The following is a 13,376-nucleotide window of genomic DNA, read 5'->3' as shown; positions in this document are numbered from 1 at the left end:
CACGGCATTGTTTTCAAAAAAAAAAGCAAAATGTAATTTATATTTTTTTGCTTTTTGACCTAAAAAAAACTCGCCATTACTGACGAGTTTTGACTTTTTATTCTTTGTCGATGCGCTTTGTGGGCACGGAAAGAATTTCCGCGCTATCGTTGCGCATATCCGGGCGATCGGGGTTAAAATTACTCGCTAGCGAGCAATATTTGTAGAAGCCAGCAGTTATTGACCAAATGAAGGGGTTTTATCGATAGAGTAAATCAAAACACTATCGATAATTTTATTATATGTTCCAGCAATTTTCTTTTCTCCTTGCAATATTTTATTTCTATTTGAGCTCTTTCCGTAATCATAATCTATTGTTCTGGAACTCCCCATAATAGGATTATATTCTTTATGAAAAATAATAACCGTAGAATAGAATTCATTGTTTTGTTTTTCTAAACAAATTCGATCTAAATCATATTTATTCATAAATTCTATAAGTCTATTATCAGCAAGTTTATTGTGTTTATCATATTTATTATAATAAATACAGGCTCTTTCTAAAGAAATAGAATTATTCTGCTTTATTAACACAGAATCCATCTTCTCTAATGACTTTTCTCTTATAATGTATTCTACAATAGAGTGAAATTCTGCTTTATTATCTTTTACCTTATGATAATATCTATCATAAACGCCGCATGAATTTAAAGAGAACAAAAATCCAAGTAGAAAAATATTAGTATACTTTTTTATTTTAGTGTATTTCATTGTTTTTTAAAAAATCAATTAAAAAGTTGGTGGTTTATCGTTACGCATATCCGAGCGATCAAGGAACTAAACGATGAACTATGCTCTTACAATATCTCTCCAAAAGCAACATACACTGTCTTGTCCTAGAATAGGTTTACACAAAAGTGTAAAAATATGGAAAGATATTCAAAAACATCTTCTTCAAAATGGCAATCTAAGTATAGTGAAGAATTTAAACGATTCGTTTGTAATGATTTTTTAACTGGAACATTGACAAAAAGAGAAATTGAGAATAAGTATAATATTGGACATACAAGATTGACTTATTGGTTGAAAGAAATGGGCTTTGATTATTCAAAACCTAGTATTGTATCTTTACCTAAGATGAAAGACTATACAAACAAATTATCTGACAAAGAAGGACAAGAGTCTCTATATAAGTTAAAAATAGAACTTCAGGAAGCTCGTCTTTTAGCTGAAGCTTATCGTAAAATGATTGAGATAGCTGAACAGGAATTCAAAATTAAAATTGTAAAAAAGTCCAATACCAAGTAATTCAGGAGTTGAAACACAATTATCCTAAAATTGGTTTAGGCAAATTTTGCCAATTACTTGGTATAACTCGACAGGCAAATTATCAGCATTTTTGGCATCAGGAACAACTAGCTTTTGAAGATGAATTAATTGTTTTGGAGGTATTAAAAATTAGAAAGAATCATCGTCATATGGGAGGAAGAAAGCTATATGAACTTTTACAGCCTTTCTTATTAAAACATCAAATAAAAATGGGAAGAGACAGACTTTTTGATGTTTTATCTGCTAATTATTTATTAGTCAGACGCAAGAAAAAACCAACTATTACGACTGATTCATTTCATAGATTTAAGAAGTACCCTAACCTTATCCGAGATTTTGTCCCAACGTGCTCTAATCAATTATGGGTAAGTGACATAACATATTGGAGAATTAAGGATAGTTTTACATATATAAGTTTTGTTACTGATGCTTATTCTAGAAAGATTGTTGGGTATCATTTAGGTGATAGCTTACAAACCTCAGAAACAATTCAGGCTTTAGAAATGGCAATATCTAATCTTCCAGATGAACATAAAAATGAAATACAATTAATACATCATTCTGATAGAGGCACGCAATATTGCAGTATTGAATATATAAAGTTGTTAGACTATAATAATTTAAGTATTAGCATGACAGAGAACGGAGATCCTTTAGAAAATGCAATAGCGGAAAGAGTTAATGGTATTATAAAAGAAGAATATTTGGATGATTATCAGATAGAAGACATACAGGAAGCTAAAGAATTATTGGATGCAGTCATTAAGCTATATAACAACGAAAGACCTCATATGAGCATCGGTAATCTTACGCCAAATCAAGTGCATCAATATAATTTAAAGACAGAAAAATTATGGAAGAATTATTATAAAAAGTCCTATCATTGTAAACCAATAACAGGACTAAAAATGAGTTGTAAATCTATTTTAGGATTAAGTATAAATATGTAAACTTTTTTCAGGACGAGACACACTTTGTCTCACGAGCAAGATGCTCGCGCCAGCAAGGGGGGCAAGGAAAGAATTTCCGCGCTATCGTTACGCATATCCGAGTGATCGGGTACATTATCATTTTTATAACTCAACTGTTAGAGATGAATTATCAGGAAAAATCAACACTACATGATTATTTTTTTTATAAACTTCTTCAATGCCTCCGAAATTTGATTTTCCTATTAATTCTTTTTTATAATTCAATAAATCAAACTTAAAAAGATCAAAATTAGAATCCTGAAAATAAACACTATTATCGATCAAATAAATTTGTCCTCCACTTATATCATCTGATGAAGTGAATTGACTTATTACCTTGTCTTTTCTTGTCGTAAAATCAAATTCATTGAGTTTCTTATCATAGGTATAAAAAAACACTTTGTTGTTTTTAATTACCGGCGTTAACCTCTCTTCAAACAGTAATTGTTTTTTAAGGACTACCGTTCCTGTTTTCTTTTCGACTAAATATGTCCCACCATTTTCGTATGAATTATTAAAACCTAAAAATATGTAATCTTCATGTAGTAATGCTGTATAAATACCATCTTCTAGTTTCTTACTCCATAATAATTTACCATCCAAAATATTAAATGAAGATATCGAATTACAATTCCAATTTGAAATGTAAAAAGTATTATTGTCAACAACAACGGGATAAGGAGATAAGTCTGGACTATGGCAATCTTTTTGGTTTCGCAAAATTTGATATAAAATTTCACCACGTTCACTATTTAAAACAATGAAACCATAATTTTTAATATTAATTAAAATTGTTTTTTCATTTAATTTGATGATAGCCTTTACACTATTAGGGGTTTTCTGTTTCCATAAAACCATTTTAGTTTTTAAATCCCAACAAGAAATAATATCGTTTGATTCTGAAAAAAATATCTTATCATTAAAGATTAAAGGCTTATAAGTAAAACTATTAGAGAGTTTTTTTTCCAAAACTTTTTCGTTATTCAAATCTTTAACAACCAATATTGTGTCCTCCACAACATAACAAATATAATTGTCAACTTTATTGAAGTTCGAGATTGTTGTTTTAGGTTCCACCTGAAAAAATTTATAGAATAATAAAAGTACTACTACCATAATAAAAATTGTTATATAATATCTCATAATTTTAAAAATTAAAATGCTGTAAATCTAACTGCTCCCCCGTTTTTAATTAAAGGACTACAACCGCCTAAACTTCCACATTTTTTATAATAAGGTACAGCTTTTTTCATACCGTGATCATACCTTTCTTGCCAATTCATTAGGTTTCCTTCAAATTTTAATTCTGAACTATTACCAAAAATTACTCCTAATGAAAATAATCCTTCTTGTTTTGCCATTTCAGAAAGCGTACCTAAAGTAGCTTTACTTTGTCTTTTGTAAATGGGATCAACAACATCACGCTGTTCATGAGTTAAAGTAGCTTTATCCCAATTAAGTGCATCTTTACCTTTAAGAGCAGGCCCATCAATCAAATCTCTTAAATTATCAAACACATCTTCAAAAATTGCCTTATTACCATCTTGAGCAAATTTTAACTCGTCACTAGAAAGCTTCCAATTAACCAAAACATTTTCAGTAATAGACATTTGTTGCGCAATAATATATGCCGCACCTGCCCACACTGTTTCAAATCCTTTGGAATCTGTTTCTGATTGAAACCAACCATAAAAGTCTGTTCTTTGAGAAATTGTTTTATATTCTTTATAGCCATCATTTTGTTTCAAATTATACTTATTGGCACTTTTCCAGACATCAGTGTTTTTCAATCGATCTTTTCGTAACCAATCACCTTTTCCAAGCTTACCTGTATAGTCATCATCATATTCTTTTCTACCATCTGGGTCTACTAAATTTACAGGATTATTAAAACAGTATCTGTACGGAGTCCAATTTGGAGTTGATTCTGCTAGTGGATCTACATTCAACCAAAGCGAAGTCTTCATATCCAAATACCTAGCCCCGTAATAACTCAAATTCGTTTCTCTATCAAGTTCCTTCCCATTAAACAAATACGGACTAGAAAATGAACTTGAATGCTCTTCAAACAAAACCTCCCCAAAGGCTACATACTCGACATGCTGACTAATGCTTCCATTTCGGGATGTAATATACGAAGTACTTCCTAGATGGTCAGGATGAAAATAGAAAATATCATTCTCAGGCAAACCAATTCCGGTAAATCCTTCTCCGGGTTTTACAGTGGTTGGTTCTATTGGCGGTCCAAATTGCACTGGTGGTCCAGGAACATCACCTGGAGCATTAAAAATTGGGTTTCTAGGCCAGCCTTCCGGTGGTTCCTGATTTTCTTCGACAGGTTTTATGACTGCTGTTGGGTAAGGATCTCCTGTAAATTCTGGTGTAGCATAAATCCCCTGTTGTGTTGGTGGTCCGGGAGGTACTCCTAAACTTTTTACGTAGGCATCTAATGCTCTTTGTTGTTCGGCTGTTAGCTTTGTATAGTTTATACCTCCAGCTGTAATCCTTAAAGGCTGAGCAAAAGTTCCGTTACCTAATTTACTCACTATACGTCCTGCACCGTCAAAATAATGTTTGGTAAACTTACCTTTACTAATTACAAAATAAGGGCTGACATAACCTGTATAATCATCGGTATGAACAATTGTTGCAGCAGTTTCTCCATTTATTGCAACGTTTTGAGAATCTCCTGAGCTTTTTATAACTCGCTCTCCTGCAGCATCATATGTAAATTGATAAATTCTTCCGTTGTCGTTAATACCGGACAAACGGTTTTCTTCGTCCCAAGTCATTTTTCTAAAACTTTTTTCTTCTGTATAACTAGTTGGGTTTCCATTACCGTCATAAATATATTGTCTTGGCTCTGATTTTCCTGTTTCAGTAATTTTGTTAGGTGCGTTAGGATGCAATTCGTTATCGTAATTATAATCTAATACGTAGCCCTTTTGCTCGTTGTTTACGGTGTGAACCAAATCTTTCTTAGTGATATTGTGCATTTTGTTATAGCTCATATTTAGCTCATAACTTGCCTTGGTAAACTCACCCTGATAAATTGCTTTTGCCGATTTTAATCTATAAAAATCATCGTATTGGTATTCATGGCTAGAAGTTCCACCCAAAGTATTGTTTACCACAGGAGCGACATTTTTAATGCCTAAAACATTTCCAACCAAATCATAACTGTAAGAATTGTTCATGACTTGTCTGCTGCCGCTTTTTACCTGCAATTGCTGTAATCTTCTCATTACATCGTCGTAAGTATAGTTGGTCTCGGTTTCATTTCCGTACTTTAGGTATTTACGCTGTTCGAACTCATCATAACTTAATTGTTTAATGTAATCGTATGTGTGGCTTTCTTTTTTACCCTGCATGCTTTGCAGGTTTCCTGCACGGTTATAAGTATATTCTACAACCTCACCGTCAGGATAGGTCATTTTCTGAATACGATTCCAGGTATCATATTCGTATTGCGAAATATAGGTCTGTACATCTGTAGGAGTAATGCGAAGTGTGCGAATTTCTTTTTCGATTTCACCTAATTTACCATAGAAAAACTCCTGTCCTCCACTGGCATCCTGCAAAAACCATAGCCTTCCTCGTCGTGATGCGGTTCCATCGGCTTTACCATAATTGTACTGTACATTATTCTGTGGATTTTTAGGATATTTTATGGTTTCTAAACGGTTATAATTATAAACATACTCTATTGCACCTCCATTTGAAACTGTGTTTTTAATATCCTGCGTAATACGGCTTGTTAAGTTACCTGCCAAATCATACTGCAATGTTATGGTTCCTGCATCAGGATGCGTAAATTGAACACGTCTACCTAACCAGTCGTAACTGCTTTTGGTGATGTGATTCATAACATCTGTTACTTTAATCATTTCGCCTAATGCATTAGCTTCAAATTTCGTAAGTAGATCATTTTGCATACTCGCTAAATTCTGACCTTTTGCATCTGTAAAGGTTTGACTTGTTTTATTTAAAGCATCGGTTTTTGTCGCATGTAATACCGGAAGACCATCATAATTTTCTAATGAAAAAGTCATTGTGTTTGTACTTCCGTCCGGTAATGTTACTTTTACTGGACGACTCATTTCGTCATATTCAGTTTTTGTTGGCGTTATATTAGACAATGCGTTGCTAAAATTATTATCGATTATGCTTGTCGTCGTTGGGTAATAACTTGCTATTGACCTTCCTAAACCATCATAAATAATTTTTCCGGAAACAATTTGAGCTTCTTGATCTGCACCGCCGGCTTGCGTAAATAAACTCGCAGTTTTCTTCACTTGCAAAGCCCTTCCTAGTCCATCACTATAGGTAAAAGTTTCAATATCTTTATCGAGTTCCGGATCATAGTTTTTAGTTTTAGCATACGGCACTTTCGCTTGCGGAAAATATTCATAAGCTATTGTGTATGGCTTACCTGAAGCAATTTCATAGGGTGCTTTAATAGTTGCAATACGACCAATTCCATCTAATGTATAAAGCGTAATTTGATCATTGCGATCGGTTGTTTTTATAGGTATTCCAAAACGATAATTGTATTCCATTTTGTTTCGGTATCCAAATGCATCTTTTATATCTGTCATATATTGATGATTCTCTGTATCATAAGTATAATCCAATGTCATACGCTGTCCTTTGTGATTGGCCGGGCCTGTTATTTTTTGTAGGTTTCCGTATGTATCAAAGGCAATATCAGTTAGTGCTATTTTATCAGCTGCGCTGTAATTTTTTATCTGCGTAACTTCGGCTGTTGTCGTGTTGATGGTTGTCGCTCTTTTACGGCGTAAACCTTCTGTTGTAAATACTTCTAATTGTTTTGGAATTCCGCCATAATACGGTGTTGTACTCTCGTAATAACTTATTTTGGCTGTTATTTTATCGTTGGCAGTACCATTACCTAAATCTTCGTATTGTGTGATATTTCCGCTAGCATCATAGGTATTAAAAATATTGGTTTCAAGATAATCACTTCCGCCTTCATATACTTTTTGATTGGAGTGAATCATTCCCACAAAAATACGCTTGGCATCGCAAGAAGGTAAATTCAAATCTGATACCGGAACACTTGCCTGCGTTGCTACATCTGTAAAACTGTATTCGTTTTCAGATTCCTGACGCATTTTGTTGTTTTTATCTAAAGTATAAGAACGCTTTAAAAGATTTTTTCTGAAATAATCCTGATTGTAAAACTCTTGAGTTGTCGTTGAAAAAACCGAATTATCAGCTGCATCAATTTGTTGCTGACTTATTTTTCCGAAACCGTAAAATTCTCTTTCACGACGATCTTGATAACCGTCTTCGTATCTGAATTTAGCTATTGAATGATCGATACCATCGCCTACATGTCCGTCAAATACATCTACGGATTGTAACACCCATTTCGCTGAAGGATTTTCGTAGCTTGGTTTTAGTAACTCATAATCGACCACATAACTATTTCCTGCACCATTGGTAACACCTTTAAGTTTGTTGGTTCTTTTGATGTTGGAAAGTTGTACGGTAAGATTATTATCATCTCTGGAAACGATGTAATCCATATTTCCATCGCCATCAATGTCCGTAAAAGTTCCTTCAGAACGACTGGTACTCCATCCTTTACTTTCTCCGATAGTTGGCACTAATCTAAGAGGAAAAAAAGGTATCGGAATAGGGATTTCAAAAGTAATGTTGGCACTCATTCCGTAACTAACGGATTTATTCTGCTGCATCTCGGTATATCTAGGATAATCAACAGGGGCTGCAAAAGAATTCCCCATATTAAGTGATACGAGCATTCTATTACCCACGTATTTAATTTTATCTGCCAGACCATCACCGTTGATATCCAAAAACGAATCTATTCCGTCAGATTCTGATCGTGCATAATTTGCACCTCCTGAAATAGAGGCTTTTTTTATACTAAAACCTAAACCTAAACTCCAATCTGTAGAGCTTCCTTTATTTATTGCATTTAAAGCATTCCAATTTTCAGCCGGCAAAAATCCGTAACCTGTATTCAAAAATACATCTCCTGAACTGGTAATTTTATCGGGTAATCCATCTCCGTTAATATCACTATGAATCATGGTCGATTCGTCTTCACCAGATCCTACAGATGCATTAATGGATCCTGCTATTTTCTCCCCTGCTTTTTTTGCTTTATCAGTACTTACGTCTGCTGCCGTTTGTGGTTTTACTTCGGGTTTATTTGTCGTTTTAGTGCTGCTGTTTGCTACTGCTCCGTGACTATAACTTCCATCTGTATTAACTCCTTCTGAACTTGTCTTAGAATGACTAAAATTATTTCCTAAATCAATAACTTCTTCTGAAATTTTTCCTAAAGGTAGTGTCAACTGTACATTGCTTCCCCTTATATAATCAGGAAAACGGTCCCCATTAAAATCGCTCATGGTTTGTGTTACATCAGAGTCACCATCAATAGATTTACTGATACCGAGACCAGCGGGTCCAACAGAAACTCCTGCAGATATACTTTCACTTTTGCTCACGCTAATCATATCAAGAGCACTCGTACTTCCTCCTTGTAAATTTGGAAGAGAGAAATCCATGTAGTCCGTAATATCGTCTTCTCCTAATCTGGAAGTTCCTATTGTGATATCTTTTATATATATACCTTGTTCCAAACCTTCCCACTTTGCTTTTGCATAAGAAGACTGTAAGGATACAAAATAGGTTTTAGACATTTCGTAATCGGTATCTTTATAACTATCCGGATCCTGATTATTTAAGTTAGGTTCAGAACCATAAGCATCTGATTGCTTTAATTGTGATTGATCGATTGTATCTGATGCCAGATTTCCGTTAATAACAAATCCTCCCCATTGACGGTGATGCAATCCCATTGTTATTTCGTCAGCATTTAAAAGGCTGTAAATTCCAAAATCGTCTGTTGCACTATTCCATATTACATCATCAGTAAGATCGGCTACATCTTTCAAATCCGTAACCTGAACCTGAATATTTAATGCATTTGCTTTTGGATAATTTCGAAGTATATTTATAGATTCGGGATTGGAAATTGTTACTTCTAACTGAATAGGAACTCCGGATATTGCTGAAGGATAATCAACAGCATTGTCAAAAGCATTTATAACTTCTGTTAAAGTGCCTGTTGTCAGTTTATATCGTTTACGAGCCAGTAAAACATTGTTTTGTTTTGCCGAAACAATAACATCTCCATTATAATTATTTAATGGACCCGGAGGAAACGCTGATGCCAGAACTAAATCCTGAGGTAATATGTTTAATTTTACTTTTCCATTTACTGTCGAAGTAATTCCTGGAATATCATAATTCCCAGCTCTTTTAGCATACAATAAATGTGACACTTCCATAGGGGTTTCTTCAATTTCTCCTCCCGGAAATACGGGTACTATAATAGTTGGATCGAATGAAATGCTATGCCAGTTAATATTAGTTTGGGTTTCTAAAGCAATACTGACCTGAGTTTCTTTTTCAAATGAAGGTAAGTTTACAGACGCTAAGTCAAATGATGCTACTTCATTAGACAAAAAAGTCTTTTCGAATACTACCACCGGAGCATTTGTCTGGTCAAGATACGATTTTGTAATGCGTAATGTAATATGATCTGAAGTAACTGGTTTATTTAATATCCCTTTAAGAATAATATTTCCTGCCACAGGTATTACTTTCCCTGCATTACTACTGCTGAAAAAATCGGCACCAGCTTCATATACAGCCAGCGAATATAAATTAGCGTCTTTTAATCCTGCTATTACCGTTACACTCGATGTAATCTGATTTCCATTAGCATCTCTGTCATATTTATTCATCTGAGAATACGTAATCACAGGATCCCAAACAGCAGTATCAAAACTTCCATCTTTTATAGAACTTACCCTAAAATATAATCTTTCACCTTTAGTAACTGTAATATTATTATCAGTTTTTGTTTTTGGATCAACATCGTTAGCATCTATTGACTGATTCCATAAGAGCTGATTCCCTTTTTGAAAATACAAACGAACTCCATCCGCCTTTTCATCACCTGCATTATTTACATATTCGCTTCGTTTTTTAATTCCTTCAGGGCTTACATCTTTAATTAATTGATATTTATGAGAAACGCTAATAGTCCCTGTTACAGGAGCTTCCCACATACGTACTACATCGTGCAGTGGATTTTGTTTTTCTATTTCTTCCTGAGATAAAGTAGAAGATCCGGGAATTGTAATTGCACCACCTCCCGCAACCGGAGAAGGAGTTCCTGAACTAGTCCTATCAAATGTAGGAACACCGTCAACTAATCTATTGTAATATACTTGTCCGTTTTTTACATAGTCAACTAAGCCATCGCCATTAAAATCCATAAAATAGGATTTCGTTTTATTGGTGGTACGCAGTTTGTCGTATCCAACATTTCCAATACTGATAATGGCATCTACACCCCAATTGAAAGAAGATGTTTTAGAAAGTCCTAAATTGCTAATATTAATCTCTTTAGCCTCACCAAAACCATTCTGACCCGATCCAGCTAAATTTTTACGATAAAAAACACCATTTTTATTTTTAAAAACCTTGTCCGGCAATCCGTCACCATCTAGATCTTCAAGCGTTACGGCGGTTTCTGAATTTCCTATACCGTTTCCACCGTGCGCCCCTATAGTATTGCTTTTTAAGCTTCCATATCCGGAACCCAGTCCTATACCAATTCTATAATTAATTCCAATGTTTTCACCCTCAGTACTGCTTACTAAAGAGTGTTTCCCAGAATATAATACATCACTAAAAGAAGGTATTGAATTATTAGTTAAGTTATCAGGTGGAACACTCCAACTCTGCTCCGGCCCAAACGGATTATATTTCCCTGAAGCATCACGAATATCATCAAAATAATCCAGCGTATTGGTGTAAAATAATTTTGATTCAGAATCATATTCAGAAATCGATTCAAGCAATGTTTTTTTAAAAGCGCCTTCTTTATATTTTAGCTCATAACTACGAATCATATCGCTTTTGTAGCGTACTTCGATTTTGCGTAATAACTGGTTGTTAAGTTGTTTGAAACCTAATCTTGCCGAAAGCTGAACATCTGCACGGTTGGCTTCACCTAAATCTGAGTTTTTTACAAAAGTAACGTTGTAGTTTCCTTTTTGGGAACCAAAACCGGTATAATATACTTTTTTAAGATAGAGTTCTCCGTCTTTTTTATCGTATTCGTATTCAACTGTATTTCCTTTTAAATCGACCTGAAGACAAAGCGCCCAATGCCCGATATTTCCGGATCCATCCTGTAAAACTGCATCGGTTGAAAGTCCTGATGCGTTTCCTCCGTAATAACTGGCTACTCCACTTTTATCCCTTACAATCCAGTAATAGTTTTTAGGAGATGATCCTTTACGGATAATTTGCTGGAATGCTCCTTCTCGTCTTGGGTAAAATTGTTTGTCTGTTGTTCTTGAAGTCCACTCAGCCCTGTGCGAATTTGGGATTAATTGTTCTCCGGCTATTGCATAAGTTTCAGTTTCTTTTGATACATCGTATCGTGGTGCTCCCCAACGGGTTTCGATACTTACTGCAGGTGCCGAAATATCCCAGCCCATACCTGCCCAGCTATGACCGCCATCGCTATCATATTGCAGGTTAAATGAAGGCTGCATACCGCCTCTTCCGTTTGGAATTACGATTGAAAATCCTGTACTTGCCGTTCCTCTTCCGTTTGCCGAAGGTGGCGCAATAGACTGAATTCCTACTAACGGGCTCGCCGCTTTTAGATCTTTAATGCTTGTTGGTGTATAACCTGAAGTTTCAGGAGATTCCGGCATTTTTATAATTCCGGCAATAAAATCGGTAAAATGAGTGGTTCTGGCCTTAATAATTCCTTGTTTGATATCCAAAGAATCTTTGGTTACTTCCTGCCATAATCTTTTATTTTCATCAAAATAAAATACGTTGATGTCTTTCTCTGTATAACCTTCCGGAATTGTTTTTTTATCGTAAGGCAATGATAAAGTTACGGCTTTCTCGAAAATGGTTCCGTGCGGCAATAACCTGAAACCGGCATTGGTTCCTGTAACGTTTACCATGGCAGAATTTAGCGGAGCAATATCTATTTTTCGAAGTCCGCTTACGGATACTTTTACATTTGTTTTTAAAGCTCCAACAGGAAAAACGGCCGAAAACTCTTTATAATCTAATGTGTTTACAGTTTCAAAGTTGATGGTTTTAGCAATACGTTCTTTCGCATTTTCCAGTGGTCTGTAGCCCGGTACTTTCAAAAATTGATTGAGTTCTAATTTTTCATTTACTATAACTCCGGTAGCCGTTTCTTTGGTTACCAAAATAGATTTTCCTGTAGTTGCCGCATCCAAAACCAATTCGAATTCCGGTTGGTTGACATCAATGGAAATTCCGCTAATTGTCATTTTTCTAATTTGAGAAGGAAAATTGGTTCCTTTGATATAGAGTTTATTATCGGATTTTAATAAAGTAAAATCAGTCGAAGCAAGAGCGGTTTTATAAACAATACGAACGTTTTTTATTCGATATGAATTTGAAATTCCTTCAGGAGCCGTAAACAATAAAACGTTGTCTCCTTCTCGCAATGATTTTTCTGAAAGCAATTCAGATTGTTTGCTCCAGTGGTTATTTTGCGATACAAATTGTCCTCCAATACTAGCTTGGTTGTTTAAACTTCTCGAAATAGAAGCTGCCTGATCGTATCCGTACAATTCATATTCCAGATACGCATTTTCTTCCTGAGATGGCAAAGCATCTACTTTAAGATGAAAAACATTATCGTAGGCATCATCAACATCAGATTCATCCTTTATTCCTATAATACCTTCGGCAATATCTGCACTAAACGATTTTGTGTTTTTAGTTTCGTTTTTAAGAACTGCTATCGAATCTGCTTTTGCATTTTCAATAACCAATTCGTTCTCAGTATTACCTTGAGTAAATAAAGAGGCTATTTTGTAGGGACCAAAATTGGCGGCAAACAAAAAAGAACCTATTAAAAATACCAGTATTATAATTTTATTTTTCATAAAGCAGGGGTAATCAATTATGGGGCAATCTGTTTATTTTTTCAAGTTGTAATTCGTACTATCTTTTGATAAG

The 13,376-nt window shown here is 34.6% G+C and carries 5 protein-coding genes; 2 read left to right on the top strand and 3 right to left on the bottom strand.

Going from position 1 to position 13,376, the window contains the following annotated elements; all coding sequences use genetic code 11:
• Positions 1-216 precede the first annotated feature (216 nt).
• Positions 217-750 carry a hypothetical protein gene (locus ACIDC4_RS18645; RefSeq protein ID WP_412044913.1) on the bottom strand — a complete coding sequence of 178 codons (534 nt, stop codon included), beginning with the start codon at positions 748-750 and terminating at the stop codon, positions 217-219.
• A gap of 156 nt (positions 751-906) precedes the next feature.
• Between ACIDC4_RS18645 and ACIDC4_RS18640 the strand changes: the two genes are divergently transcribed.
• Positions 907-1,287: a hypothetical protein gene (locus ACIDC4_RS18640; RefSeq protein ID WP_412044914.1), complete on the top strand. Its 381-nt coding sequence runs from the start codon at positions 907-909 to the stop codon at positions 1,285-1,287.
• Positions 1,288-1,295: 8 nt separating this feature from the next.
• A complete protein-coding gene (locus ACIDC4_RS18635) occupies positions 1,296-2,258 on the top strand; it encodes an IS3 family transposase (protein WP_412044915.1) in 963 nt (320 codons plus the stop codon).
• 123 nt (positions 2,259-2,381) lie between these two features.
• On the opposite strand, the gene ACIDC4_RS18630 is transcribed toward ACIDC4_RS18635, so the two are convergent.
• Complete coding sequence (locus ACIDC4_RS18630; protein ID WP_412044916.1) at positions 2,382-3,395, bottom strand: outer membrane protein assembly factor BamB family protein; 1,014 nt, start codon at positions 3,393-3,395, stop codon at positions 2,382-2,384.
• A gap of 38 nt (positions 3,396-3,433) precedes the next feature.
• The gene (locus ACIDC4_RS18625; RefSeq protein WP_412044917.1) at positions 3,434-13,303 is read right to left on the bottom strand and encodes a SpvB/TcaC N-terminal domain-containing protein; all 9,870 of its coding nucleotides are present in this window, start codon (positions 13,301-13,303) and stop codon (positions 3,434-3,436) included.
• Positions 13,304-13,376: the final 73 nt, after the last annotated feature.

The sequence above is a fragment of the Flavobacterium sp. C3NV genome, from assembly GCF_046825355.2.
Taxonomy (GTDB): Bacteria; Bacteroidota; Bacteroidia; order Flavobacteriales; family Flavobacteriaceae; genus Flavobacterium.
The sequence above is the reverse complement of the archived record's forward strand: the minus strand, read 5'-3'. Positions and strand labels throughout refer to the sequence as shown.

Bases quoted from the DNA above. Each gene is read 5' to 3' on its own strand.
- ACIDC4_RS18645 (WP_412044913.1), bottom strand. From the start codon at position 750: ATGAAATACACTAAAATAAAAAAGTATACTAATATTTTTCTACTTGGA.
- ACIDC4_RS18640 (WP_412044914.1), top strand. From the start codon at position 907: ATGGAAAGATATTCAAAAACATCTTCTTCAAAATGGCAATCTAAGTAT.
- ACIDC4_RS18625 (WP_412044917.1), bottom strand. From the start codon at position 13,303: ATGAAAAATAAAATTATAATACTGGTATTTTTAATAGGTTCTTTTTTG.
- ACIDC4_RS18630 (WP_412044916.1), bottom strand. From the start codon at position 3,395: ATGGTAGTAGTACTTTTATTATTCTATAAATTTTTTCAGGTGGAACCT.